This is a genomic window from Pseudomonas akapageensis (assembly GCF_011355085.1).
In the GTDB taxonomy this organism is placed as follows: Bacteria; Pseudomonadota; Gammaproteobacteria; order Pseudomonadales; family Pseudomonadaceae; genus Aquipseudomonas; species Aquipseudomonas akapageensis.
Window position 1 is genome coordinate 1 of sequence record NZ_VXCP01000040.1, and the last position, 25,976, is coordinate 25,976.

Below are 25,976 nucleotides of genomic sequence, written 5' to 3' on the forward strand. Positions count from 1 at the left end.
CACAAATCATCACATACCCGATTCGCTGGAGTGTCTGACAAGACCTTCTGGCTACAGAATTTCTTGACGACCATAGAGCATTGGAACCACCTGATCCCATCCCGAACTCAGCAGTGAAACGATGCATCGCCGATGGTAGTGTGGGGTTTCCCCATGTGAGAGTAGGTCATCGTCAAGATTAAATTCCGAAACCCCATCTGCGAACGCAGATGGGGTTTTGTTTTTGTCCCGCGAAAAGCCCGGACACCACCGCCCCGGACCTCGTTCCCACGCGCAGCAAAGGAATGCAGTGTCAGACGCTCCGGCGTCACGACGCAAAGCGTCAGGGGAGGCATTCCCACGCAGAGCGTGGGAACGAGGAAGCTAGTTACATCACGACAGTATCTGACGGCCGGTTTTGAGCCAAAAGTGATAAGGTTCGCCCCTATCAGCACAGCCTCAAGGGACGCCTCATGTCGCAAGCAAGCTCACTCACTCCGGGATTCATGGTGGTCCATGGCAATCGCCTTGATGAACTGCGCAACCTGATCGTGAGCTGGATGCGTCGTTATCCCCTGGCGCCGCTGGAAAACGAAATTGCCCTGGTACAGAGCAACGGCATCGCCCAATGGCTGAAACTGGCCCTGGCCGAAGATCCTGAAGAGGATGATCAAGGTGGTTGTGGTATTGCCGCCGCCATCGATGTGCAATTGCCAGGCAGCTTCATGTGGCAACTGTACCGAATGGTGCTGGGCCGCGAAGAAATCCCCGAGACTTCATTGCTGGATAAAGCCCCGCTGACCTGGCGCCTGATGCGTCTGCTGCCTGAGGTCATCAACCAGCCACACTTCGAACCCTTGCAGCGCTTTCTCGTCGACGATGCCGATCTGCGCAAACGCTATCAACTGGCCGAGCGCCTGGCCGACCTGTTCGACCAGTACCAGGTCTATCGCGCTGACTGGCTCGAAGACTGGGCCGCAGGCCGGCATCAAGTGCGTAACGCCCGTGGCGAGAATATCCCCCTGGCCGAGGCCAACTGCTGGCAGGCTGAACTGTGGCGTGCCTTGCTGCTGGATGTCGGCGCCGAAGGCATGGCCCAGAGCCGCGCGGGGGTGCACCAGCGCTTTATCGAACGCATCAACAACCTGACGCAAGCCCCAGCCGGGCTGCCCTCGCGTGTCATTGTCTTTGGCATCTCATCGCTGCCTGCCCAGGCACTCGAAGCCCTGGCGGGGCTTGCCCGGTTCAGTCAGGTGCTGTTGTGCGTGCACAACCCGTGTCGGCATCACTGGGCCGATATCGTTGCCGACAAGGACCTGCTGCGTCACCAATACAAGCGCCAGGCGCGCAAAGGCGGCATGCCGAGCGTGATCAACGCCGACATCCTGCATCAGCACGCCCACCCACTGCTGGCCGCCTGGGGCAAGCAGGGCCGCGACTACATCAACCTGCTCGACAGCTACGACGACCCCAACAGCTATCGTTCAGCGTTCCGCGATGGCCGTATCGACCTGTTCAGCGATGCCGACCCCAAGACCCTGCTCAACCAATTGCAGGACGATATCCTGGAGCTGCGCCCCCTGAGCGAGACACGCGAGCGCTGGCAGCCCATCGACCCGGCCAAGGACCGCTCGGTACGCTTCCATGTTGCCCACAGTGCCCAGCGCGAAGTCGAGATCCTCCACGATCAACTGCTGGCACGCTTCAGTGCCGACCTGACATTACGGCCTCGCGATGTGATCGTCATGGTGCCGGACGTCGATGCCTACGCCCCGCACATACGCGCGGTGTTCGGCCAGATCGGCCGCGAAGACCGGCGCTTCATTCCCTTCACTCTCACTGACCAGGGGCAGCGCGGCCGCGATCCGCTGCTGATCGCCGTCGAACACTTGCTCAAGCTGCCCGATAGCCGCTTCCCGGCCAGTGAGATCCTCGACCTGCTCGATGTGCCGGCACTGCGCGCACGCTTTGGCGTCCAGGAACGCGACCTGCCGACCCTGCACCGCTGGATCGAAGGCGCCGGTATCCGCTGGGGTCTCAATGCCGAACAGCGCGCCGGCCTCGGCTTGCCCGCAGACCTTGAGCAGAACAGTTGGCGTTTCGGCCTGCGACGCATGCTGCTGGGCTATGCCGTCGGTGCCGGCGAACACTGCGACGGTATCGAGCCCTACGATGAAATCGGTGGCCTGGACGCCGCATTGATCGGACCGTTGGTAGCGTTGCTCGATGCCCTGGAAGTTGCCCATCAGGCGCTTTCACAACCGGCATCGGCGCAGCAGTGGGGCAAACGCCTGCAAGCATTGCTGCAAGTGTTCTTCCTCGCCGGCAACGAACACGACGACTATCTGCTGGTGCAGCTGGAGGATTTGCGCGAGGACTGGCTGCAAACCTGTGAGGACGTCGGCCTGCAGGACTTGCTGCCACTCACCGTAGTGCGCGAAGCCTGGCTGGCGGGTCTGGATCAGGGCCGTTTGTCCCAGCGTTTTCTGGCCGGTTCCGTGAACTTCTGCACCCTGATGCCTATGCGTGCGATCCCTTTCAAGGTGGTCTGCCTGTTAGGCATGAACGATGGCGATTACCCACGTGCGCAACCACCGCTGGATTTCGACCTGATGGGCCACGATTACCGCCCCGGCGATCGCTCGCGGCGTGAAGATGACCGCTACCTGTTGCTCGAAGCCCTGCTATCGGCCCGTGATCAGCTCTACGTCAGTTGGGTCGGGCGTAGCATCCGCGATAACAGCGAACGACCGGCTTCCGTGTTGATCGGGCAACTGCGCGATCACCTCGCCAGTGGTTGGCGGTTGGCCGATGCCGCCGGCGACGACAAGCTCGATGCCGGTGAACAGTTGATTCATGCGCTGACACTGGAGCACCCCTTGCAGCCCTTCAGCGCCCGCTACTTTCATCAGGGCACCGGCTTGTTCAGCTATGCCCGCGAATGGCAGCAACTGCATGCCGACCGTCAAGCGCCGCAACCCACTGAGCGCCTCGCCCCCTTTGAGCCGGAAGAACCGCTTAGCCTGGCGCAGCTGCAGGACTTCCTGCGCCATCCCGTGCGGCACTTCTTCAGTCAGCGGTTGAACGTGTTTTTCGAGTCGGTAGAGGCACCCTTGGCCGACGAAGAACCCTTCGTGCTCGATGCGCTCGAGCGCTACAGCCTGAGCGAGAGCCTGCTTGGCGCCGCCATGGCTCGCCCGGATGAGATCGAGCAGGCACTGCAGGCTCAAGCCAAACGGCTGCAAGGCAGTGGCTTGTTGCCCATGGCCGGTTTCGGCGAGTGCCTGCAGACGGAGTTGATCGAGCCTCTGCCGGATCTGTTGCAACGTCATGGGAACCTGTTGGCGCTCTGGCCGACCCCCGTGAACAGTGCCCTGCCAATCAGCTTCGAGTACCGGCAACTGAAACTCGAAGGCTGGCTCGGCGGCCTGCATCAACGCGCCGACGGTGGTTTGCTCAGCATCACCACAATCCCCAATGCCATCGGCTCGAGCCGCTCGCGCAAATGGCACCGTTTGATCCGCTCCTGGGTGACCCATCTGGCCGCTTGCGCAGTCGGCTTGCCACTGAGCAGCGCCCTGGTCGCCAGCGATGACACCCTGCTGCTGGGCCCGATCCCCCAGGCTGCGGCAGCGGAGGCCTTGGGCAACCTGTTGCTGGCCCGGCAGACGGGCATGGCCGAGCCGCTGCCGGTGGCGGTGAAGACCGCATTTGCCTGGTTGTCCCAGAGCGATCCGATCAAAGCCCAGGCGGCAGCCAGTAAAGCCTATGAAGGTGACGGCCAAACCAGCGATGGCGAGCGCCGGGAAAGCACTGCGTTGGCCCGGCAGTTCCCGGACTTTGCCAGCCTGACCGAAAGTGAAGAATTCGAAGGCTGGTGCCAGGCGCTTTACCAGCCCCTGGTCCAGGCACCGTGGCAATCCTTGAGTGCCGAGGAGGGCCGCTCATGAGTATCGAATCCATCAAGCAACCGCCATTGGCGCTGGCCTTCCCACTGCATGGCAGCCAACTGATCGAGGCCAGTGCCGGCACCGGCAAGACCTTCACCATTTCCGCACTGTACCTGCGCCTGGTGCTGGGACACGGCGGGGACAAAGGCTTCGGGCGCGAGTTGTTGCCGCCCCAGATCCTGGTGGTGACGTTCACGGATGCAGCGACCAAAGAGCTGCGCGATCGCATCCGCACCCGCCTGGCCGAAGCTGCGCGTTTTTTTCGCGAGGAAATGGCTGCGCCCGATGCCTTGATCGAGCAATTGCGCGCCGAGTTCGCACCCGAGCATTGGCCTGGTTGCGCGAGCCGTCTCGACGTCGCGGCGCAATGGATGGACGAGGCTGCGGTCTCGACCATTCACAGCTGGTGCCAGCGCATGCTGCGCGAACACGCCTTCGACAGCGGCAGCCTGTTCACCCAGACCCTGGAAACCGACCACAGTGAATTGCTCGGCGAAGTGCTGCGCGATTACTGGCGGCGCTTCTGCTACAGCATGCATGGCGAGGCCTTGAACTGGGTGCGCAACCACTGGGGCAGCCCGGCCGCTTTGCTGCCTCGGGTTCGCGCAATGTTCGGCAAGCAGAAGGCCGGCGCCGACAGCGATGAACCCGCCGTGCTGATCACGGCTTGCCTGCAGCAGCGTGCCGACGCCTTGCGCGCCATCAAGGCGCCCTGGGCGCAGTGGTCGATCGAGTTGCGTGAAATCTGCAATCAAGGCCTGGCCACCAAATCGGTAGATGGCCGCAAGATGCAGGCGCGTTATTTCGAGCCCTGGTTCGACAAGTTGAGCGCCTGGGCCGAGGACGAGTCTGCGCAAGAGCTGGACATCGGCACCGGCTTCACCCGGCTGACACCCGAGGGTATGGCTGAGGCGTGGAAGGGCACGGCCCCCAGCCATCCGGCATTGGACGCCATGCTCACCTTGCGCGACCAGCTTCAGGCCTTGCCGACGCCCGACGCCGCCGTGCTGGAGCATGCTGCACGCTGGGTTGGGGCACGTTTTGAAGAAGAGAAACGCCACCGCGCGGAAATGGGCTTCGACGATATGCTCCTCAGACTCGACGCCGCCTTGCAGGGCTCGGGTGGCGAGCGTCTGGCGACCCTGATCCGCGAACAATTCCCGGTGGCCCTGATCGACGAATTCCAGGACACGGACCCGGTGCAGTACCGAATCTTCGAACGCATCTATCACATCGAAGACAACGACCCGAACAGTGGACTATTCCTGATCGGCGATCCGAAGCAGGCGATCTACGCCTTCCGTGGCGCCGATATTTTCACCTACCTGCGCGCGCGCCAGGCAACCCATGGGCGCCTTCATACCCTCGACACCAACTTCCGCTCCAGCCATGCCATGGTCGAGGCGGTCAACCATGTGTTCGCCCGCGCCGAACTGCGTGAGCAAGGCCGCGGGGCGTTCCTGTTCCGCCAGGGCGACGACAACCCGGTGCCCTTTGTTTCGGTGAAAGCCCAGGGGCGCAAGGAGGTGCTGCAGGTCGATGGGCAGCCCCTTGCTGCGCTGCAGATCTGGCATTTGCCAAGCGATGAGCCGTTGTCCGGCATGGTTTATCGCCAGCAACTGGCTGCCAGCTGTGCCAGCGAGATCGTGCGTCTGCTCAATGGCGGCCAGCAACGTCGTTGCGGTTTCGCACTGGCCGATCAGTCACTGCGCGGCGTACTGCCTTCGGATATCGCGATTCTGGTACGCGACGGCAACGAGGCCCAGGTGATTCGCAGCGAGCTGGCCGCCCGAGGCGTGCGCAGCGTGTATCTGTCGGACAAGGACTCGGTCTTCGCCGCGCAAGAGGCCCACGACCTGCTGGCCTGGCTGCGTGCCTGCGCCGAGCCCGATGCCGAGCGTCCGCTGAAGGCAGCCTTGGCCAGCATGACGCTTGACCTGTCGCTGCCGGAGCTCGAGCAGTTGAACCAGGACGAGCGCGCCTGGGAAGCGCGCGTCATGCAGTTCCGCGAATACCGTGCGGTGTGGCGCAGCCAGGGCGTGTTGCCCATGCTGCGAAAACTTCTGCACGACTTCAGACTGCCCCAGGCATTGATTGCTCGCAGCGATGGTGAGCGGGTCCTGACCAATCTGCTGCACTTGTCCGAGCTGTTGCAGCAAGCCGCTGCCGAGCTGGATGGCGAACAAGCCTTGATCCGCCATCTGGCCGAGCACCTGGCACTGTCCGGCCAGGCTGGCGAAGAGCAGATCCTGCGCCTGGAAAGCGATGAGCAACTGGTCAAGGTGGTGACGATCCACAAGTCCAAGGGCCTGGAGTACCCGTTGGTGTTCCTGCCTTTCATCTGCTCCTGCAAGCCGGTGGATGGCAAGCGCCTGCCCTTGTCCTTCCATGATGAGCAAGGACAAGGGCAGGTCACCCTGACGCCCACGGCCGAACAGATCGCACTTGCCGATGACGAGCGCCTGGCCGAAGACCTGCGTCTGCTCTACGTCGCCCTGACCCGTGCGCAACATGCCTGCTGGCTGGGCGTGGCCGACCTCAAGCGCGGCAACAACAAGGAATCTATTCTGCATCGTTCGGCGCTGGGCTATTTGCTCGGCGGGGGGGCTGTCCTCGCCGAGTCGACCGGCTTGAACCCTTGGTTGCGGGATCTGCAACAGGGCAATACCGCTCTGCACTACGCCGAGCTGCCTGCCGCTGACGAGCAGGGCTTCACCGCCCCGCGCAACGAGGCGACGCTGTTGGCACCCCGCCAACCGAAGCGCCGCGCCGCCGAGAACTGGTGGATCGCGTCCTACAGTGCACTGCGCATCGGCGACAACATCACCCCCGGCAGCGACCAGTCCCCCGACAGCCCCCTGGCCCAGAAACTGTTCGACGACGAACGACTCGACCCCCAGGCAGCCCGCGAAGTAATGCCTGACAGTGGGGACATCCACCGTTTCCCGCGCGGGCCAAACCCCGGCACCTTTCTCCATGGCCTGCTCGAATGGGCCGGCAAGGAAGGCTTTGCCCAGGTCGCCGGCAATCCCCAGGGCGCCTTCAAGATGGTCGCCAGCCGTTGCAACCGGCGCGGCTGGAAGGGATGGATCAACAGTTTGAGTGATTGGCTGTTGCACCTCATCAACGAGCCGCTGCGCCTGCTCGCCGAAGACGCGCCGGTGGCGCTGAGCCAGTTGCAGCAGTACCAGATCGAAATGGAGTTCTGGTTCGCTAGCCACAAGGTCGATGTGGCTGAGCTCGATGCACTGGTGCGCCAGCATACCCATCAGGGCGCCGCGCGTGCCCCGGCCGAAAGCGTGCTGCTCAACGGCATGTTCAAGGGCTTTATCGACCTGGCATTCGAGTATGAAGGCCGCTATTACGTCGCCGACTACAAATCCAACTGGCTGGGCGCCGACGAGTCGGCCTACAGCGAGCAGGCGATGAGCGCGGCTATCCTCGACAATCGCTACGACCTGCAGTACGTGCTCTACCTGCTGGCCTTGCATCGCCAACTCAAGGCACGGCTGCCCGATTACGACTATGACCGGCATGTGGGCGGCGCGTTGTTCATCTTCCTGCGTGGCACCCGTGCAGCCAGCCAGGGCGTTTACTTCACCCGGCCGCCCCGTGAACTGATCGAGCAGATGGATGCCTTGTTCCAGGGCGTGCACCTTCAACCGCAAGCCGACCTTGTTCAGGGAGAACCGGCATGAACCGTACACTGGCCGATTTGTTGCCAACCCCGTTGGATGCCCAGAGCCTGGCTGCGCTCGAACCCTTGTCACGGGGTGATGACTTGCTCAAGCTGCTCGACCGTTGGGTTGAACGTGGTTGGCTGCGGGCACTGGATCGGGCGTTCGTCGCATTCCTTGGCGAGCGCGACCCGCAAGGCAATCCGCTGGTGTTGCTGGCCGCCGCGCTGACCAGCCACCAATTGGGTCATGGTCACGTCTGCCTGGACTTGAGCGAGACCCTGGCTGCACCGGATTTTGCCTTGTCCTTGCCGCCGGAAGGCGATGCCCTGGCCGGGCCGATGTTGCTGCCCTCGCAATTGCTCGAGCACCTGGACGCCCAAACCTGGCGCCAGACCCTGGCCAGCAGCCCGTTGGTGGCACTGGCCGGTGACGACGATGCGTTGGCCCGGCAAAGACCGTTGGTGTTGGCCGGACAGCGCTTGTACCTGCGCCGATACTGGGGCTTCGAGCGACGGATCGACAACGCCTTGCGTGAACGTCTGGTCGCCAGCGAAGCACTACCGGGCGATCTGTCGGCGCGCCTCGATCAATTGTTCACTGCCGGGGATACCAAAATCGATTGGCAGAAACTCGCCTGCGCCCTGGCCACGCGGGGGGCCTTCAGTATCGTCACTGGCGGCCCGGGTACCGGCAAGACCACCACCGTCGTGCGTTTGCTGGCATTGCTCCAGGCACCGGCGGTGGAGGCGGGCAAGCCCTTGCGCATCCGCCTGGCAGCGCCCACCGGCAAGGCCGCGGCGCGCTTGACCGAGTCCATCAGCCAGCAGGTGCAGAGCCTGACGGTAAGCGCGCAAGTGCGCGAGAAAATCCCCACCGAAGTGACCACCGTGCATCGCTTGCTGGGTAGCCGCCCGGGTACCCGGCATTTTCGTCATCACGCCGGCAACCCGTTGCCGCTGGATGTGCTGGTGGTCGATGAAGCCTCGATGATCGACCTGGAAATGATGGCGAATCTTCTCGACGCCATGCCCGCCCATGCGCGCCTGGTCTTGCTCGGCGACAAGGACCAGCTTGCGTCAGTGGAAGCCGGCGCGGTGCTGGGCGACCTGTGCCGCGATGCCGAAGCCGGTCGTTACAGTCCACAGACGCGCGCCTGGTTGGAGCAGGTCAGCGGCGAGAGCCTGGCCCAAAGCGGCCTTGAAGAAGGCAGCGAGCATGCCTATCCGCTGGCGCAGCAAGTGGTGATGTTGCGTCACTCGCGTCGTTTCGGCCAGGGCAGCGGCATTGGCCAGTTGGCACGTCTGGTCAATAGCCAGAGCGCCGAACAGGCGCGTGAGCTGTTGGCTACTGGTACTTATGCCGACCTGTTCGACTTGCCCCTGCGTGGCGAACAGGATCGAGCTCTGGAGCGTTTGTTGCTGCAAGGGCACGGGCGTGGCAATGATGGTCCGCAAGGCTATCGGCATTACCTGGGAGTTATCCACAGCACCCGCCCTGCGGCGCAGGCACCGGCCGATGATCCGTGCTGGCGCGAATGGGCACGCTCGGTATTGCAGGCGTTCGAGTCGTTCCAGCTGCTGTGCGCCGTGCGCAAGGGCGCGTGGGGCGTCGAGGGCCTTAATCAAAGGGTGACGCGAGCGTTGTTCGCGGCCAGGCTGATCGAGAGCGAAGACCTCTGGTATGAAGGCCGTCCGGTGCTGATGACGCGCAACGATTACGGTCTGGGGCTGATGAACGGCGACATTGGCATCGCCTTGCGCATGCCGGATGACGAGGACAGTGAGCGTCAGGTGCTGCGGGTCGCGTTCCCGCGCAACGACGGCAAGGGCGGGGTACGTTTCGTGCTGCCAAGCCGGCTCAATGATGTGGAGACGGTCTACGCCATGACGGTGCACAAGTCCCAGGGTTCGGAATTTGCCCATACCGCATTGATTCTGCCGGATGCGCTGAACCCGGTGTTGACCAAGGAACTGATCTACACCGGGATCACAAGGGCCAAGCATTGGTTCAGCCTGATCGAGCCACGCCAGGGCGTGTTCGAAGAGGCGGTGCGGCGCAAGGTCAAGCGCCTGAGCGGGTTGATGCTGGACCTCACCGCCGTCTAGCGATGAGGTCCAGAAACGTTACTGCGCGAGGATAGTGCCCAGTTCGCTGGGCTCTTCGACTTTCGCCGAGGCTTCGATGCCCATGAAGCGGCGCACCCGCTCGCCGGACGCGTCGCTGCGGATGGTGCTTGGCGCGGCGTCGAGCTGGATGTTGCCGTTCTCCATGAAGATCACCCGGTCGGAGATACCCATGGCGAAGTCCATTTCGTGGGTCACGATCAGCATGGTCATGCCTTCCTTGGCCAGGTCGCGGATCACGTTCAACACATCGTTGACCAGTTCCGGGTCCAGAGCCGAAGTCGGTTCGTCGAACAGCATGATCTGCGGTTCCATCGCCAGGGCCCGAGCGATGGCCACGCGCTGTTGCTGGCCACCGGAGAGCTGGTGCGGATACTTGTGGGCATGGGCGAGCAGGCCGACTTTATCCAGCAGCGCATAGGCGCGGTGTTCGCTCAGCTCGGTCTGGCTGCCATGGTAGCGCGGCGCCAGGGTCACGTTGTCGAGAATGGTGCGGTGCGGGAACAGGTTGAAGTTCTGGAACACCATGCCGATGTGCCGTACGCCCTGACGCAGGCGGGCGCTGTTGGGCTTGTCTTCAGAGGTGATGAAGTTCTCGCCGAACAGCTTGATTGCGCCTTGGTCGATGCTTTCCAGGCCGTTCACGGTGCGGATCAACGAGGTCTTGCCGGAGCCGGACGGGCCGATGATCGAGACCACCTGGCCGTATTCGACATTCAGGTCGATGCCCAGCAGCACTTTGTGCGTGCCATAGCTCTTCTGGATGCCCTGCAGTTGCAGGATCGGCGCCGTACCGGAAGCGGCGGCTTTGGGCGCGCTGTCGGGCAAGGCTTCGGCGCTGGCACGCAGCTTGGCGACATCGGCTTCGACCAGGGTTTGCGGCTTGCGGAAGTTCAAGTCCAGGTAACGCTCCAGGCGTTGCAGGAACCAGCCGAAGACGGTGACGATCAACACGTAGTACACCGCCACCGCGGCGAGGGTTTCCATGACCAGGAAGTTGGTCGCGTACAGGCGTTGGCCGACGGTGAGGATTTCGGTCAGGGAGATCACCGAGACCAGCGAGGTCAGCTTGACCACGGTGATGTATTCATTGATCAGCGTGGGCAGCGAGATACGGAAGGCCTGTGGAATGACGATCAAGCGCTGCAGACCGAACAGGCCGATACCCAGGGCGCGGCCGGCTTCGCGCTGGCCCTTGGCAACCGAAATCAGGCCACCGCGATGGATCTCCGCCATGTACGCCGCCTCGGTGACCACCAGGGCCAGCAAGCCGGAATAGAAAGGGTTGGAAAGAATCGGGCCGCTTCCCGGAAACATCTGCGGCAGGTTGTAGACGAACACCACCAGCACCAGTAACGGGATGCTGCGGAAGAACCAGATGTAGACCGCTGCGGGGATGCGCAGCAAGGGCGACTGGGAAAGTTTTGCCGTGGCCAGCAAGAAGCCGAGCAGCATGCCGATGAACCATGCCAGGGCACTGAGCTCGATTACCGTGACGCAGGCTTTCCAGAAGTCGGGCAGAGAAAACAGGGAGAAAAAGTACGACCATTCGAATTGCATTGGGCACCTCGATCTGCCGCCCCCGGGCGAGGGCAGCAGACAACCAAGCTATAGGGACAGATTCTTAGTTGGCGGTCGGTTCTACCAAGCCGTACTTAGTCAGAATAGCTGCGTATTCACCGCTCTTTTTCGTTTCCTCGAAGGCCTTCTGCACGGCCTTGAAGGTCTCTTCGTTGCCTTTCTTGACGAAGATGCCAAGGGTCTGCTGATAGATCGGGGTATCGGTGGTGATGACTACGCGGCCGTTGGTTTTTTCCGCGATCATTTTGGCGGCGCCGGCGATTTCAACCTGGGCGTCGACGTTTTTGGACAGCAGGGCCTGGGTCACCTCAGGAGCCGATGGGTACTCGCTGACTTTGATAGCACCTTTGCCGTTCTTCTCGCAGTACTCAGTGGAGAGCTTGTTGAACTCCTTGACCCAGGTGGTGCCTTGTTCCAGGCCCAGTTTCAGGCCGCAGAGGTCTTCAGGCTTTTTCGCATTGATTTCGCTGCCCTTGGGCACCATCACCGAGGCGCCGGTATTGGCGTAGGCGATGGTCTGGGCCTGGGTCTGACGCTCGGGGGTGATGTACATGCCGGAAATGATCGCGTCGTATTTACCGGAGTTCAGGCCGAGGATCAGGCTCGGGAACTTGGTGTCGACGAATTCCACCTTGGCATTCATGTGCTTGGCCAGGGCAGTGGCCAGCTCAGGGTCGGAACCCACCACGTTTTTGTTGGCGTCGTAGGATTCGAAGGGCGGATAGGTGATTTCCATGCCGACCTTGAAGGTATCTGATGCGGCCATGCTGAGCGATGCGCTGAGCATACCGGCGGCCAGTAGTGTCATGCGTGCAATGGTGTTTTTGTTGTTTTTCATTTTTACTGACTCCGGCGTAGGTAAGAGTGTTGCTGAAAACATCAATCAGGACGGTTGGGCCTGATTTTTCAGGTGACCGAAACTCGAAGGCCTGCGGGCCTTCTCTGGCAATTTGACTTCTCCGTTTGCCACCCGCTTGCGCAGGTATTGATAGGTCTGGAGCGCCTGGCCATACATGTGTTCACCGATGGCGATCTCTTCGTATTCCTTGCCGGCCTGGGCGAAGGCCGGCAGCGGCTTGATCTGGGTGTGGTAGTCACACGCATAGAACAGCGGAAACGAATAGCGCTCTTCACTCACGGTGCGTACCCGGTGCGCCGTGGCAACGAAGGTGCCAGCGGTCATGACTTCAAGCATGTCGCCGATGTTGACGACGAAGGCATCGGCGATCGGCGGCGCGTCAATCCATTGGCCGAGGTCGTTCATCACCTCCAGGCCTGGCTTGTCGGCCAGCAGGATGGTGAAGCACTCGTAATCAGTATGGGCGCCAATGCCCGGCGCATCCTGGGCTTCACCATCAAATGGGTAGTGAATCAGTCGCAGCTTGGACGGCGGGCGGGTAACCAGGCTGTCGAAATAGTCTTCTTCAAGGCCAAGGGCCAGGGCGAAACCACCGAACAGGCGGCGGCCCAGGGCGAAGATCGCCGCGTAGTAGGCTTGCACCGCTTCCTTGAAGCCTGGCAGCTGCGGCCATTCGTTCGGCCCCAGCAAGGGCGTATTGGCCAGCACCAGCGGGTCGTCGGCCGGCACTTCGAAGCCTATGTCGAAGGCTTCCTTGTGGTCCGGCTTGCCCTTGGCATAAACCTCTTCGCCCTCGGGGACGAAGCCCTTGTGGGATTTCGAGGTGCCGATGTAGTGCTGCATCTTGGTGTCGAAGGGCTGATCGAAAAAGTCCTTGGCCGCGCGGCGCAGGTTGGCGATCAGGTGCGGGTCGATGCCGTGGTCGGTGATGTAGAGGAATCCGACTTCGCTGGCGGCATTGCCGAGTTGTTCGGCCACGGCCAGGCGGTGCTCCAGTTCAAAACTGAACAAACCGGCGATATTCACCACCGGAATGGTCTTGAAGTTGGCTTTCTGTGTGTCAGTGCTGGCGCTGTTGTTTTTATTGTCAGGCATGACGCAGCGGCTCCCTAAGGCTTGCTTGAATGGCTGAAACGGTTGAAGTGTTCGCGTTCGGTCCTGCCCATCCAGACGTTCAGCGACCACAGGTCGGCGACCGGAACGTTGGTGAACGGCAGGTGATGCAGGTAGCCGTCGGCGCCGAACTCCGGCGTCAGGGTCGTGACCTGATAGCCGCGGGCTTGCTGCGAACGCCAGATGGCTTCCCAGTGCTGCTGATGGAATTCCAGCGCATTGGCATATTCGGGAGCTGCCGGATGCGGGACTTGCGGCCCCTGGTCGTAACCGACCCGGGCCTGAATATGGTGGACGCGCTCGACGAAGGCACTCAGGTCGTCGGCGGGGTCGTTCAGCAGGCGCTCGCAGGTCACCACCCAGTGGCTGATATCGCTGGTGAACAGCAGATCAGGCAATTGCCGGATCAGTTCCAGGGTGACCCAGGGGTTGAACAACGAGCGCGCGCGGTGGGTTTCGAAACTGCAGACCTGGCCATGTTTGCGGGCCAGCTCCAGGGCCTGGCCGAAGAATTCGACCTGTTGTGCCAACGACCAGCGGTCATTGCCGGCCAGCACATTGACGAAGCGGGGGCTGAGCTCGGCGGCCCAGGCGAGTTTCTTGTCGAGATCGTCCAGGTGCACGGCGGGCGATGCGGACTGGTCCGGCAGAACGTCGTAGGCGGTGAAGACGGTGCTGATATAGCCAAGCTGATTGGCCTTGAGGAAAGCGGCGAACTCTGCACGCTCGCGGGCGTCCAGCGGCAGGCGAGCTTCCATGCCGTCAAAGCCGGCCTGCAACAGCTCTTCGAGTGCCTGGGCCTTGCTGGCGGTGTAGCCCCACAGCGTGCGGAAAATTTCCAGCTTCATCGGTGATCCTCAAAAATCCCTGGGCCTGTTGAAAAAGCACAACGACGGCGGCAAGCCGGGTCGGCGGTCAATGGGCAGCAACAACAGATGATTTTTGAGCCGGATCTCTGCGTATCTGGTCCCACCAAGCGACGCCGTGGGTCGTTCGCTCTGGGGCCGATGTTAGGCACAGTGTGGGGAAGTAAAGAATCTGAAAGATGAAATCAATACTTCAGACTTTTATGAATAAATAGCTTGCTACTTAATGCCGTTTATTGTGCCTTGGAAAGTAGCAAGAGGGCGTCTACGTTGGGTGTCAGCGAGGGGTGCCACTGTTGAGGCATCATTTTGTGAAGTCCCAAGCGACGCCATTCGCCTGGATGGTTCGGGGTATCAAACGAATGCTTTTAAACAATGACCGGTTCGCAGCGAATCGGAAAATTGACGGAATTGGCCAGGAAGCATTCGTGATGTGCTTCTTCGTGCAAGCGAACCGCAAGGGCCTTATCCGACTCCTTGGACAGCTCAATCACGGGGCGAAGAACGATTTCTGTGAAGTGGCCCTTGCGTGTGGGATGGGTGTCGATCATGCGGCCGATTGGTGCATCGACATAGCTGAGCACAGTGATTTTGTTCACCGCGCATAGATGCAGGTACCACAGCTTGTGACAAGCCGAGACGGAAGCGACGAGGAAGTCTTCCGGATTCCATTTTTTCGGATCGCCCAGGAACGCCGGGTCCGATGAGCACTCGATGGCTGGCTTGCCGCTGGCCTCGACGAGGAAATCTCGTCGATAGTCCTGATAGCCTGACGTGCCCGTACCGGTGTTGCCTTGCCAGGTGACTGTTACTTCATAGGTGTGTTCGGTCATGGTTGATCCTTGATTGGGCGTGCACTGCGAGCCCTTAATGGCTTTGGTGGAATGGCCTCGCTAAGCACTACACAAGAGGGCGTAGACTTGGTGGGACTTGGTAATGATTTTTTTCGTATTTTAGTATGTGTTTCTTTATCTCTGATTTGTTTGATAGGTTTTGGCATCCCTCCGCAGATTCTCGGGATAGAGTTTTTGTTGTGTTCTCTTTGATAAGTAGGTCTGCGTAAGGCTTTGTCGATGGTACTATGATTGCTGTCATTTTTCGTGTGGTGAATTCGCCAGTGCAGTGAGTATCCCACTCGCCAGAATGCTCATACATGTTTAACCCGTTTAGAATGGTAATCAAGCTATTGTTGTGCATGATATAAAGCTTTAATGATTCTGAGTTATATGGGTTTGGCTGTGATGAGCCTTGCCATGAGGTACGAATTCCAAATGCTAAGGTATCCTTGTTTAGTCGGTAGTTAGCCGTATCAATTGTCATTCCAGTATTTTAGATGGCGTCGCTAGTTAGTGCATCAATTTCACGGTCGGTTCCAATAATTTTATTGGTTGTTGGGTTTAAGATCACTACTCCAAGGTCAGTCCGCTCTTTTAACTCAATTGATGTGGCGAAAATAATGTAGCCTGTAGCTGGCCATGGCTTGCAAAAAGAGTTATGTCGAATCACTTCGGAGCTCTTGTAGAGTTTGTCAATGAGGCTTTTGTGTTCATCCAAGCATGCAGCGTTCGTTAATGTTGTGAAAGTAATAAGTAACGAGATCGTTAGTTTTTTAATGATTATATTAAATAACTGCTTGATTGTTGCTTTAGGTGCCTTGGCCATATTGGGTATGGGGTTCTGCCAAATGTTCACTGTGAGTAAGAGTTACAGCGAGAGCTGCTGGTCGCACAGGTTTTTCTATCTGAGCCGGTATCTGCAGATGCAGGTACCGGCGAAAAAGTTAAAATTTCAAATTTTTTAGGTAATGAGTTCTTCCTATGGTTTCTCTAGCAAGACAATTGTTTTTTGTTGTTTCGAACGCTTGAGTTTCGCGGGAGATCACAAAGCTCTCAACGGCGCAATTTGAGTCTCTTAGCTTGATCCAGGCGATCTGCGATGTTTTTATATGCTCTTTAAGTTTTTCTCCCAGTGGAGCGTCCGCTCTGTACTCTGTAGATACTCTACTGTTTAGATCCTTATAGGTGCTGTTGAGCTCTTTGTCAGCGGCTTCAATTCTGAGCTTGGAGCAGTCGTAAATGTCTTGACTATCTAGACCGCCAGATGAGCACCGCTCTGGGGGGGCAGAATCGGCAAAGCATGAATTGCAAAAAAATAACAGAAGTGTCGCAAATGATCTTACAGTCATTAAGTGGCTCCGTTTAATTGCTTTTAAGATATCTAGCTCTTTGGCGTCCGGGTTCGTATTGACTAATTGCAGGGGTGTTTTCAATATATGAGATCAGTTCTGTCTTGCTATTGCGCATCCCGGCTTTCATTGGGTTGCCACCCAAAGTAAATCCTTGATAAACAAAATCGACCAGTACATCTTGGATGTGGGGGTTTAGATTTTCCCATTCCGCCCGTTCGGCCTCAGACGAGGTCCATTTGTTATAGTTTGAAATAGCCCTTTTAATGTAGTCGGGATAGATGGCGTTGAATAGTGATATTTGTTGGTCTTTGGTTATTTCGCCAATTGATATTTTGTGTTGTCTTACAAAGTCTCTCGCGGCCAGTCCTTTTAAGCCGTGAGCCAACGATATCTGTCTGGCTTTTTTATCATCTATTCCTGCTGTTGTCATATGGGCGTGTACTTCGCTTTGCGTCCGATTTCCCATGTCGTACCCTCGCCCCAACGTTACTCCAGACAAGTCATTCCCTGGCCAATGGATGACTCTGCTGTAGTGCGTTGAGCTTGGATTATCATTGCCTTCTGCATCGAAGGTTATCTTGCCTGCAAGGATTTTTATTTCTTGCAGCGATTTGAAATTCCCTACAATCCCAACCGGGTGAAAGTGATACACCTTCCCGTACCCCGGCAGCCCAACCCTCACCGCCACCTCATCCCACCAACTCAATTGCTTGAGCCGCTCCTTCTCCGCGAACCAGTTCAGGTTTGGCGTCGAACCGCTATGTCCGAGTATTTCATCCAGCGCGTCCCACTTCTGTGCGCGGTAATACCACTCGCTTTCGGCGCGGATGATCAACTGCGCGATCGACTGGGCACGAGCAGGCAATTTGAGGGCGGCCTGCAATTCCTTGGCGGTCATCTGGCTATCGCGGTTGTGACCAATGATCTCGAGTAATCGCTGCTTGATCGGCCCCTGATCCCCTTCGTCGGCCATGCGGCCAAAGCGTTCAAGCTCCTCGTCGTTGAAGGCTTTGGCGGCCCGCTTGAAAGAGGCCAGCATTTGTCGGGGCAGGTCGAAGTGGTAGATGATGTCGTGGCCCTCCCACGACCAGGGGCTGACCCAAGCGGTAACGCCCACTTCTTCACGCACCCAGCCATCGATCAGCTTGTGGTCGGCGTCATGCAGCAACCCGTCGAGGCGGTACCAGTTATAGGCTTTGCGGTCACTCGCGGCGGGCTCTGTGATTTTTCTATCGGCAGACAGCCCATCGAGCAGGCTCTTGGGGACCAACAGGTCGGCGTCGCTCGAGGTATTGCTCCCGTAGAAATTCGGCGGCCGCTTAGCGCTGAAGTGCTCTTGATGCGCCGCCACCACCGTGCCCTTGGCCAGTTTCAGCCAGGTCTTGCTGCTGGCTGGCAGACGCTGGGCCCAGGCGCGACTGGCCTCAATAAACGGTTCCACCTCACCGCCGCTGAACACCTCCAGGTGCAGTTTCTTTTCCGGGGCCGCATGACTGTCCTGGTACAGGCCGATGTGACCGATCAGGTCGCCAGCCTTGATTGGGACGGGCTGGTCGAGTACGACCACGCGATCATGGGCCAGGGGTTCCAACCCGCCTTGCAGCGACTTGTAGTGCACGTACTGGTTGACCCGCTCCAGCTTGCGGAAGTCGCCGTCACCGCTGATCGTCACCTCCGTGCCTTTTGGCAGTTCTCCAATCCTGTCGCTATCAAGCTTCGCTTCGGCGCGCACGTATAGCGCGCCCTCCTTGGTGGCGACGCGGTACTGACCTGCCTCGATGGGTTCCAGCAGGCTGAAGGCAACGTAGCCACGCAATGAGCAATCGGCGCTGATCAGGTTGGTCGGCCCGAGGCTGTTCTCCAGCTTGCGGTAATCACCTTCACCGCTGACGGTCACCTGCGCCCCCCGGGGCAGGAGGTCGAGGACCTGGCCCTGCCACGCCTTGTTGCGCACGTTCAGGCCGGGTTGATTGGGATAGCGAGGGTGGAAGTCGTTGACCGTTTCCTTGACTCGGCGAGTCGCGCCCTCGGGCCAGAAGGCCGGGCGGGCCAGGGGCGTGTCACTCTGGTAAACCGCCCAGTCCTGCAGGTGCAAGTACAGGCTGAAGAATGTAAGGCTGGGCGGCGTGTCCGCGCTGCCTTCGAGCTTCGGTGCCTGCAGGCGGTGCCGCACCAGCACGAAATTGCGCGAGAAGGGTCGCAGTGTCGGCAGCTTGTTGACGATGTAGGACGTGGTCGGCGAGTGCTGGTCGATGCGGTAGGCGACCACTTCTCCGTCGGCCAGGCAATGCACGCTTACCTCGCCGTCGCTGGATTGATCCAGGGTGCCGTCGTCGAAATGCACGCCGCCGTGCCAGAGGCCGTTGACTCCCAGCGGGTAGAAGCCCGCTTTTGCGTTGGCCAAGTGGGTCAGCTGTCGCAGCGGGTCGCGCGTGTCCTTGAAAGGGTGGCTCCAGTTCTGTACCGGTGGCAGTGCGTCGGTGCTGGACTCGGCGGGCAAGGCTGAGTGAACGGGGCCGGTGTCCAGAGTTGGCAGGATCGGGGGGTGATGTACGTTGAAGCGAGCGTCGCGTTCGTGCTGGGGGATGCCAAACAGCCATCTGAGTAAGCTAGCCATGGGGGGGTTGTTCCTTGCAAAGGGATCAGCCAGAGATCTCCGTGCGCCCCTGGGATTCGGTTTCATGCTCGGTGAATAGAAGGTTGTTAGGCTAGGGCGCCCTTGAATCGTGGGCAGCCAGTGTGCAGAGAAAGCGCCGCAAGGGCACCCCAGCACCATGCATTTGGGAAATGGACTACACGATATTCAGATGACCAGCCGGAAGGGCTGCACAAGCGGCTAAACATCATCGGTGTTGGGCAGATCGTCGTCCAGGGTATGACTATGCCGCACTACTCAGAAAGCTACCTCAGATAGAAGAGCTTATCCGCGCTGTCGAAAACAGCGTGAACGCCGAGATCGCTGGGTACGAGGCGAACCCTGACTTATTAAATGATGCTCTTCAGATAGCCACCCCGCGCTGACTCACTTCAACGACCTCATTGAAGCAAGTCTTATAGATGAGAATCCGCTCGAAAGGGGTTTGCCCGATGTTCTCATCTGCGGGCCAGTGAATGCTCTGATCCTGTGCCTGGTCCCAAAAATCGACAATGAGCAATAACCAGTAGGCCCCACACGGCTCATACGCCTGAATCTTCTGGGTCTTCTGCGCAACCAGTTCTTTTACTCGTGTAACTAACAAAGCCGGAACGTCGTAGCTCTGCACGGGTCCCCATGTACTGTTCGGATATTCTTTTCCATCGTGATAGAGCCAGCTTAACTCTGGCGTGTCTTCGAGTGGGCTATGGCTCTGATGCCCATTTCGTAGAGATGAAATTTCCAAAGCATATGAGGCGAGGTCATTCGCAATTTTCGTCATGTGCTTTTTCCGCATAATCGGATATTGCGGATCAAAGCTTATGCCGAGCGCAATCTTGCGGCCGCCACGCGACAGGTATATCCGTTCGGCCAGCTCAATAATTGTGATCCGCTTTACGATTTGCTGCTGTTCGCTCTGATTGAGCTGGCCGTCTATTTTGTAGAGGCGCGCGATCTCCACGCCAAGCATACGAGGCTGTCCTTCTCCGTGGATGAGTACATCCGGTTTGTCATCGTGTTCAATCTCCCCAGTTGGAAGAGCGTAGTGTTGACGGAATGAGTCAAAATAGGTCTTTTCGATTTTCTGGTTTCTGGTGGAGTGCATAGAACCCGCCTCATCACTGACATGTTTGCTCAGTGTAGGCCCGGTGAAGATGGTGTTGCGACTCTGGTCAGTCGAAGAGATCGCCTTCGAGAATCTGGCGGAAAAATCTGCGCCTTGAAGGTTGCGGGGGAGCCGAGCCTATGCTCTTAAGCGATCACCGGTTCGCAACGAATCGGAAAGTTGACGGAGTTGGCCAGGAAGCATTCGTGATGTGCTTCTTCGTGCAAGCGAACCGCAAGGGCCTTATCCGACTCCTTGGACAGCTCAATCACGGGGCGAAGAACGATTTCTGTGAAGTGGCCCTTGCGTGTGGGATGGGTGTCGATCATGCGGCCGATTGGTGCATCGACATAGCTGAGCACAGTGATTTTGTTCACCGCGCATAGATGCAGGTACCACAGCTTGTGACAAGCCGAGACGGAAGCGACGAGGAAGTCTTCCGGATTCCATTTTTTCGGATCGCCCAGGAACGCCGGGTCCGATGAGCACTCGATGGCTGGCTTGCCGCTGGCCTCGACGAGGAAATCTCGTCGATAGTCCTGATAGCCAGACGTGCCCGTACCGGTGTTGCCTTGCCAGGAGACTTTTACTTCATAGGTGTGTTCGGTCATGGTTGATCCTTGATCGGAAGTTCTGTCGTGGGCAGCCAGTGTGAAGGGAAGGTGCCACAAGGGCACCCCGGAGCTGCATATTTGGGAAAAGGACTATGCGATTTTCAGAATGGCACGGACGTTCGCGGATCTGCGGCAGGCGTGGACCCCTGTAGCCGCTGCCGGAGGCTGCGCTGGGCCGTAAGGCCCCCGGCGATCTTGAGAACCTGCGCCCGCTTCGCGCGCGAGCGCAGCCTGGCGGCAGCGGCTACGCCGACCGTGGTGCCGGTCCTTTCTTCGTGCAGTCACTCAGTCCGCAAACCGGACAACACGCGTTTCGCCCAGCAACAATGGGCCATTGAGCTCGGTCACCTCCCTGATGTAATCCCACAACAAGGTAATCCGCTTGAGCTTGCGCAGATCCTCCCGGCAGTACATCCAGAATTGCCGGGTGATATCCACTTCATCCGGCAGCACCGGAATCAGGTTCGGGTCCTGCGCGGCGAGAAAGCACGGCAGGATCGCCAGTCCAAGCCCCTGCTGCGCGGCGGTGTACTGGGCGATGACGCTGGTGCTGCGCAGGCTGGCGCTGGCGGCCGGCAACAGGTTGGCCAGGTACAGCAGCTCGGAGCTGAATGCCAGGTCATCGACGTAGCTGATGAACTGATGCCGGGCCAGGTCCGACGCCTTGGTGATCGGCTCGTGGCGGTCCAGGTACTGCTGGGTGGCGTAGAGCTTCAGGCGGTAGTCGCACAGCTTGCAGCACACATAAGGGCCGTGTTCCGGCCGTTCCAGGGCAATCACGATATCGGCTTCGCGCTTGGACAGGCTGATGAAGTGCGGCAGCGGCAGGATATCCACCGAGATCGCCGGGTAGGTGTCGACGAAGTGGCTCAGCTGCGGGGTGATGAAAAAGCTGCCGAAGCCTTCGGTGCAGCCCATGCGCACGTGTCCGGACAGGGCCACGCCCGAGCCTGAAACCTGTTCGCAGGCCATGTGCAGGGTGCTTTCGATCGACTCGGCGGAGCTCAGCAGGCGCTGACCTTCGGCCGTCAGGATAAAGCCATTGGTACGCGACTTTTCGAACAGCAAGGTACCCAGCGACAACTCCAGCGAACTGATCCGTCGCGACACTGTGGTGTAGTCGACACCCAGGCGTTTGGCAGCGCTGCTGGCCTTGCGGGTGCGGGCCACTTCCAGGAAAAACTTCAGGTCATCCCAGTTCAGCGAGCCCAAAGACGTGATGTTTTTTTGCATGTTGGACCGGATTTTATGTGCGTACTTATTAGATGTTTGCACATCTATACTCCAAAACAGACACATGACCAAGCACTCACCCCAGTGCTCGATATCTCCACAAAAATAACCAGGAGAACTTTCATGAACGCGTCCCTCCAAGCCGGCCAGAAGGTCGAACACGTCAAACTGCTGATCGACGGCCAGTGGGTCGAGTCAAAGACCAGTGAATGGCGTGACATCGTCAACCCGGCGACTCAGGAAGTCCTGGCGAAAGTTCCGTTCGCCACCGACGAAGAAGTCGAGGCAGCGATTGCCGCCGCCCAGCGCGCTTTCAAAACCTGGCGCGACACGCCGATCGGCGCGCGCATGCGCATCATGCTCAAATTGCAGGCACTGATTCGCGAGCACTCCAAGCGTATCGCAATGACCCTCAGCGCCGAGCAGGGCAAGACCATCGCCGATGCCGAAGGTGACATCTTCCGTGGCCTGGAAGTGGTCGAGCACGCCTGTTCGATCGGCACCCTGCAGGTCGGCGAGTTCGCCGAGAACGTTGCCGGCGGTGTCGACACTTACACCTTGCGCCAGCCGATTGGTGTCTGCGCGGGCATCACCCCGTTCAACTTCCCGGCCATGATCCCGTTGTGGATGTTCCCGATGGCCATCGTCTGCGGCAATACCTTCGTGCTCAAGCCTTCGGAGCAGGATCCGCTGTCGACCATGATGCTGGTTGAGCTGGCGCTGGAAGCCGGTATCCCGGCCGGCGTACTCAACGTTGTGCATGGCGGCAAGGATGTGGTCGATGCGCTGTGCACCCACCCGGACATCAAGGCGGTGTCTTTCGTCGGTTCGACTGAAGTCGGCACCCACGTCTACAACCTGGCCGGCAAGCACGGCAAGCGAGTACAGTCGATGATGGGCGCGAAGAACCACGCCGTGGTGCTGCCCGATGCCAATCGCGAGCAAACCCTCAATGCACTGGTCGGCGCGGGCTTCGGCGCGGCCGGTCAGCGCTGCATGGCCACCTCGGTGGCAGTGCTGGTGGGCGGGGCGCGCAAATGGCTGCCCGAACTCAAGACCCTGGCTGAAAAACTCAAGGTCAACGCCGGTAGCGAACCCGGCACTGACGTCGGCCCGGTCATCTCCAAGCGGGCCAAGGAACGCATCCTCAGCCTGATCGAAACTGGTGTGAAGCAAGGCGCCAAGCTGGAACTCGATGGTCGTGGAGTCACGGTTCCTGGCTACGAGGAAGGCAACTTCATCGGGCCGACCCTGTTCTCCGGCGTCAAAACCGACATGGACATCTACACCAAGGAAATCTTCGGTCCGGTATTGGTGGTGCTGGAAGTCGACACCCTCGACGAAGCCATTGCCCTGGTCAACCGCAACCCCTTCGGCAATGGCGTCGGCCTGTTTACCCAGAGCGGTGCGGCGGCGCGCAAGTTCCAGAACGAGATCGATGTGGGCCAGGTCGGTATCAACATTCCGATTCCGGTACCGGTTCCGTTCTTCAGCTTCACCGGTTCCCGTGGTTCCAAGCTCGGCGACCTGGGCCCGTACGGCAAGCAAGTGGTGCAGTTCTACACTCAGACCAAGACCGTCACCAGCCGCTGGTTCGACGATGACAGTGTCAACGACGGTGTGAACACCACCATCCACCTGCGTTAAGGAGAACGAGCATGCGTATCGCATTTATCGGCTTGGGCAACATGGGCGCACCGATGGCGCGCAACCTGATCAAGGCCGGGCATCAGTTGAATGTGTTCGACCTGAACACAACGGTGCTGGCCGAGTTCAAGGAGTTGGGTTGCACCGTCAGCGCCTCGCCGCGCGAGGCTGCGCGGGACGGCGAGCTGGTGATCACCATGCTGCCGGCTGCGGCCCATGTGCGCAGCGTTTACCTGAACGAAGACGGTGTACTGGCCGGGATTCGGGCCGGTACCCCGGCAGTCGAGTGCAGCACCATCGACCCGCAGACCGCCCAGCAAATTTCGGCTGCGGCGGCCAAGCAGGGCGTAGCACTGGCCGATGCACCGGTTTCCGGCGGTACCGGCGGGGCTGCGGCCGGCACGCTGACCTTCATGGTTGGCGCAACCGACGAATTGTTCGCGCAATTGCAACCGGTGCTGGGGCAAATGGGCCGCAATATCGTGCACTGCGGCGCTGTCGGCACCGGGCAGATCGCCAAGATCTGCAACAACCTGCTGCTGGGCATCTCGATGATCGGCGTGTCCGAGGCCATGGCCCTGGGCGCAGCCCTGGGGATCGACACCAAGGTCCTGGCGGGCGTTATCAACAGCTCCACCGGACGTTGCTGGAGTTCGGACACCTACAACCCCTGGCCGGGCATTATCGAAACGGCGCCTGCTTCGCGTGGTTATACCGGTGGGTTTGGTGCGGAATTGATGCTCAAGGATCTGGGGCTTGCGACCGAGGCCGCGCGCCAGGCGCATCAGCCGGTGATCCTGGGGGCGGTGGCGCAGCAGTTGTATCAGGCGATGAGCTTGCGCGGGGAGGGGGGCAAGGACTTCTCGGCTATTGTTGAGGCGTATCGCAAGCCGGAGTAATCGGGGCTTTTGGAGGTCCTGCGGACCTCAGCGCAGCCTGCGGCAGCGGCTACAAATGTTCGGCATACCGCAATCGGTGTAGCCGCTGCCGCCAGGCTGCGCCAAGGCCCGAAGGGCCTTCAGATATCAAGCAAACACAAAATACTTGCGCACAGTCTCGACCACTTCCCAGGTCCCGCGCATCCCCGGTTCAACGATAAAGATATCCCCAGCCCGCAGGTGCACCGGCTCCTGACCATCCGGGGTGATCACGCAGTAGCCTTCCTGAAAGTGGCAATACTCCCACTTCTCGTAATTGACCCGCCATTTGCCTGGCGTACAGATCCAGGTACCCATGATCTTGCTGCCATCTTCGCTGGTGTAGGCATTCAGGTTCACGGTGTGCGGATCACCGGCCAGCTTTTCCCATTTGCATGCATCGAGTACCGGCAATGGGTGGGTGTCGCGCAGGACAACTAGAGATTTCGACATGAGCGTTCCAGGCAAAGTGAATGACAGAGCACACCCTAGCGGGCTGGCCCGGCCTTCAATTGTCTGAACTCGACCCCCAGTTGTCCCAATCGCGACACGACTTAAGGCTTGATACCTGCAGCCCTGGCACGCAACGCCATCACGGTCGCGGACGGCAGCTTTTTGATTTCCTCTGTCCAGAACGCCAGAAACCCGCGATGGGCCCTGGATGCTTCGTCATGTTTAGGCAAGTCTTCGAGCAGAAAGCGATAGCGGTTCAAGTAGGCGGCGGATAAATCGTCCGCCAATGCCCTGGCCGGCTCGCCGGACACGTGCAAGCACCAATGCGCAATTTCGACGATTCGCTCTACCGGTGACTTGGGCTCCAGCCCATGCATGCAACTGAGGATGTATTTGTTATAGCGCAGAGCGCCTTGTTGCGGTTCATCCGTGGGGTTCCCCGGACACATCCTTCTTTCCCAGGGAAGCAAATAGACTTGTTTCCCTTCCCTGTCTTGCAAAACGTAATCCGACGGATTGGCAAAACGCTGCATAGTTCTCTCCTTGGAAAAAACTTCAGATCGGTAGCGGGTAAAAGCTACTGTAGCCAATCGCCTGCAAGGGTCAAAAAAATAGATGCTTAAGTTTTTCGGGCGCAGGTCGTTGCAAAGAGAGACGCAGCCGTTGCTTCCCGGCTGCACGCCCTGGGGATTTTGCAATGATCAATACAATCCGTTGGTTGTGCGCTCTGGCATTGGGTTTATGTTTTTTTGACGCGGCCATCGCCGCCGAAACAGGAGTGATTCATTTCACAGGGAGGATTGTCGAGCCGCCTTGCCAGGTCCGCACCCATTCGCTGCAGGGTGTGGGGCCCCAGCAAGTCCTCCAGGTCGAAATGTCGGGCTGTCCGATACAGCCGGTTGCCAGCCTCCATGATGCACGAGCAACTCACGCGCCAGCCGCGATAAGCATGAGTGAGTCGCAAGTGCTGATTCCTGTACCAGGATCGGTTCAATCCAAAAAATTGCTGGTACTGACCTTGAGTTATCGCTGA

The 25,976-nt window shown here is 59.4% G+C and carries 19 protein-coding genes and 1 rRNA gene; 7 read left to right on the forward strand and 13 right to left on the reverse strand.

The features are described 5' to 3' along the window. Positions 1-62 precede the first annotated feature (62 nt). The 4 genes from rrf to recD all read left to right on the forward strand — a co-directional run bounded on the left by rrf (position 63) and on the right by recD (position 9,714). Positions 63-178, forward strand: a 5S ribosomal RNA gene (gene rrf, locus F2S13_RS23140). A gap of 274 nt (positions 179-452) precedes the next feature. Continuing rightward, positions 453-3,929 (forward strand): exodeoxyribonuclease V subunit gamma, encoded by a 3,477-nt coding sequence (recC, locus tag F2S13_RS23145; protein WP_166365207.1) that lies wholly within the window; start codon positions 453-455, stop codon positions 3,927-3,929. Further along, positions 3,926-7,627: an exodeoxyribonuclease V subunit beta gene (gene recB, locus F2S13_RS23150; protein WP_166365209.1), complete on the forward strand. Its 3,702-nt coding sequence runs from the start codon at positions 3,926-3,928 to the stop codon at positions 7,625-7,627. The genes recC and recB overlap by 4 nt, the downstream gene beginning before the upstream one ends. After that, positions 7,624-9,714: an exodeoxyribonuclease V subunit alpha gene (gene recD, locus F2S13_RS23155; RefSeq protein ID WP_166365211.1), complete on the forward strand. Its 2,091-nt coding sequence runs from the start codon at positions 7,624-7,626 to the stop codon at positions 9,712-9,714. The genes recB and recD overlap by 4 nt, the downstream gene beginning before the upstream one ends. Positions 9,715-9,732: 18 nt before the next feature. Here the strand turns inward: recD and F2S13_RS23160 are convergent, their stop codons facing one another. From F2S13_RS23160 to F2S13_RS23205, 11 genes are all read right to left on the reverse strand, one after another. Continuing rightward, positions 9,733-11,292, reverse strand: a complete 1,560-nt coding sequence (locus F2S13_RS23160) for an amino acid ABC transporter permease/ATP-binding protein (protein WP_166365213.1) — start codon at positions 11,290-11,292, stop codon at positions 9,733-9,735. Between the two features lie 64 nt (positions 11,293-11,356). Further along, complete coding sequence (locus F2S13_RS23165; protein ID WP_166365215.1) at positions 11,357-12,151, reverse strand: ABC transporter substrate-binding protein; 795 nt, start codon at positions 12,149-12,151, stop codon at positions 11,357-11,359. Positions 12,152-12,196: 45 nt separating this feature from the next. Next, the gene (locus F2S13_RS23170) at positions 12,197-13,267 is read right to left on the reverse strand and encodes an isopenicillin N synthase family dioxygenase (RefSeq protein WP_166365217.1); all 1,071 of its coding nucleotides are present in this window, start codon (positions 13,265-13,267) and stop codon (positions 12,197-12,199) included. Positions 13,268-13,281: 14 nt separating this feature from the next. Next, positions 13,282-14,133: a sugar phosphate isomerase/epimerase family protein gene (locus F2S13_RS23175; protein WP_166365219.1), complete on the reverse strand. Its 852-nt coding sequence runs from the start codon at positions 14,131-14,133 to the stop codon at positions 13,282-13,284. Positions 14,134-14,519: 386 nt separating this feature from the next. Further along, positions 14,520-14,984 (reverse strand): OsmC family protein, encoded by a 465-nt coding sequence (locus F2S13_RS23180; protein ID WP_166365221.1) that lies wholly within the window; start codon positions 14,982-14,984, stop codon positions 14,520-14,522. A gap of 67 nt (positions 14,985-15,051) precedes the next feature. Beyond that, complete coding sequence (locus F2S13_RS29955) at positions 15,052-15,471, reverse strand: PA3715 family protein (protein WP_484573267.1); 420 nt, start codon at positions 15,469-15,471, stop codon at positions 15,052-15,054. Between the two features lie 460 nt (positions 15,472-15,931). Then, positions 15,932-16,336 carry a lysozyme inhibitor LprI family protein gene (locus tag F2S13_RS29890; RefSeq protein WP_166365223.1) on the reverse strand — a complete coding sequence of 135 codons (405 nt, stop codon included), beginning with the start codon at positions 16,334-16,336 and terminating at the stop codon, positions 15,932-15,934. 13 nt (positions 16,337-16,349) lie between these two features. After that, positions 16,350-18,956: a pesticin C-terminus-like muramidase gene (locus F2S13_RS23190; protein ID WP_166365225.1), complete on the reverse strand. Its 2,607-nt coding sequence runs from the start codon at positions 18,954-18,956 to the stop codon at positions 16,350-16,352. Between the two features lie 382 nt (positions 18,957-19,338). Next, positions 19,339-20,079, reverse strand: coding sequence for a hypothetical protein (locus F2S13_RS23195; RefSeq protein WP_166365227.1), 741 nt, complete (start codon positions 20,077-20,079; stop codon positions 19,339-19,341). A 146-nt stretch (positions 20,080-20,225) separates the two neighbouring features. Further along, a complete protein-coding gene (locus tag F2S13_RS23200) occupies positions 20,226-20,690 on the reverse strand; it encodes an OsmC family protein (protein ID WP_166365229.1) in 465 nt (154 codons plus the stop codon). A 288-nt stretch (positions 20,691-20,978) separates the two neighbouring features. Then, positions 20,979-21,926 (reverse strand): LysR family transcriptional regulator, encoded by a 948-nt coding sequence (locus tag F2S13_RS23205; protein WP_218584069.1) that lies wholly within the window; start codon positions 21,924-21,926, stop codon positions 20,979-20,981. Positions 21,927-22,049: 123 nt separating this feature from the next. Here F2S13_RS23205 and F2S13_RS23210 point away from each other — a divergent pair, with 123 nt between their 5' ends. Both F2S13_RS23210 and mmsB read left to right on the forward strand, forming a co-directional pair. After that, positions 22,050-23,573: a CoA-acylating methylmalonate-semialdehyde dehydrogenase gene (locus tag F2S13_RS23210; protein ID WP_166365233.1), complete on the forward strand. Its 1,524-nt coding sequence runs from the start codon at positions 22,050-22,052 to the stop codon at positions 23,571-23,573. Between the two features lie 11 nt (positions 23,574-23,584). Beyond that, a complete protein-coding gene (gene mmsB, locus F2S13_RS23215) occupies positions 23,585-24,472 on the forward strand; it encodes a 3-hydroxyisobutyrate dehydrogenase (protein WP_166365235.1) in 888 nt (295 codons plus the stop codon). A gap of 126 nt (positions 24,473-24,598) precedes the next feature. Here the strand turns inward: mmsB and F2S13_RS23220 are convergent, their stop codons facing one another. Both F2S13_RS23220 and F2S13_RS23225 read right to left on the reverse strand, forming a co-directional pair. Further along, positions 24,599-24,943: a cupin domain-containing protein gene (locus F2S13_RS23220; RefSeq protein WP_166365237.1), complete on the reverse strand. Its 345-nt coding sequence runs from the start codon at positions 24,941-24,943 to the stop codon at positions 24,599-24,601. Positions 24,944-25,044: 101 nt separating this feature from the next. After that, on the reverse strand, positions 25,045-25,476 hold the full coding sequence (locus F2S13_RS23225; protein ID WP_166365239.1) for a hypothetical protein: 432 nt from the start codon (positions 25,474-25,476) through the stop codon (positions 25,045-25,047). Between the two features lie 164 nt (positions 25,477-25,640). Here F2S13_RS23225 and F2S13_RS23230 point away from each other — a divergent pair, with 164 nt between their 5' ends. Then, a complete protein-coding gene (locus tag F2S13_RS23230; protein WP_166365241.1) occupies positions 25,641-25,976 on the forward strand; it encodes a type 1 fimbrial protein in 336 nt (111 codons plus the stop codon).

Bases quoted from the DNA above. Each gene is read 5' to 3' on its own strand.
- recC (WP_166365207.1), top strand. From the start codon at position 453: ATGTCGCAAGCAAGCTCACTCACTCCGGGATTCATGGTGGTCCATGGC.
- recB (WP_166365209.1), top strand. From the start codon at position 3,926: ATGAGTATCGAATCCATCAAGCAACCGCCATTGGCGCTGGCCTTCCCA.
- recD (WP_166365211.1), top strand. From the start codon at position 7,624: ATGAACCGTACACTGGCCGATTTGTTGCCAACCCCGTTGGATGCCCAG.
- F2S13_RS23160 (WP_166365213.1), bottom strand. From the start codon at position 11,292: ATGCAATTCGAATGGTCGTACTTTTTCTCCCTGTTTTCTCTGCCCGAC.
- F2S13_RS23165 (WP_166365215.1), bottom strand. From the start codon at position 12,151: ATGAAAAACAACAAAAACACCATTGCACGCATGACACTACTGGCCGCC.
- F2S13_RS23170 (WP_166365217.1), bottom strand. From the start codon at position 13,267: ATGCCTGACAATAAAAACAACAGCGCCAGCACTGACACACAGAAAGCC.
- F2S13_RS23175 (WP_166365219.1), bottom strand. From the start codon at position 14,133: ATGAAGCTGGAAATTTTCCGCACGCTGTGGGGCTACACCGCCAGCAAG.
- F2S13_RS23180 (WP_166365221.1), bottom strand. From the start codon at position 14,984: ATGACCGAACACACCTATGAAGTAACAGTCACCTGGCAAGGCAACACC.
- F2S13_RS29955 (WP_484573267.1), bottom strand. From the start codon at position 15,471: ATGACAATTGATACGGCTAACTACCGACTAAACAAGGATACCTTAGCA.
- F2S13_RS29890 (WP_166365223.1), bottom strand. From the start codon at position 16,336: ATGACTGTAAGATCATTTGCGACACTTCTGTTATTTTTTTGCAATTCA.
- F2S13_RS23190 (WP_166365225.1), bottom strand. From the start codon at position 18,956: ATGGCTAGCTTACTCAGATGGCTGTTTGGCATCCCCCAGCACGAACGC.
- F2S13_RS23195 (WP_166365227.1), bottom strand. From the start codon at position 20,079: ATGCACTCCACCAGAAACCAGAAAATCGAAAAGACCTATTTTGACTCA.
- F2S13_RS23200 (WP_166365229.1), bottom strand. From the start codon at position 20,690: ATGACCGAACACACCTATGAAGTAAAAGTCTCCTGGCAAGGCAACACC.
- F2S13_RS23205 (WP_218584069.1), bottom strand. From the start codon at position 21,926: ATGCAAAAAAACATCACGTCTTTGGGCTCGCTGAACTGGGATGACCTG.
- F2S13_RS23210 (WP_166365233.1), top strand. From the start codon at position 22,050: ATGAACGCGTCCCTCCAAGCCGGCCAGAAGGTCGAACACGTCAAACTG.
- mmsB (WP_166365235.1), top strand. From the start codon at position 23,585: ATGCGTATCGCATTTATCGGCTTGGGCAACATGGGCGCACCGATGGCG.
- F2S13_RS23220 (WP_166365237.1), bottom strand. From the start codon at position 24,943: ATGTCGAAATCTCTAGTTGTCCTGCGCGACACCCACCCATTGCCGGTA.
- F2S13_RS23225 (WP_166365239.1), bottom strand. From the start codon at position 25,476: ATGCAGCGTTTTGCCAATCCGTCGGATTACGTTTTGCAAGACAGGGAA.
- F2S13_RS23230 (WP_166365241.1), top strand. From the start codon at position 25,641: ATGATCAATACAATCCGTTGGTTGTGCGCTCTGGCATTGGGTTTATGT.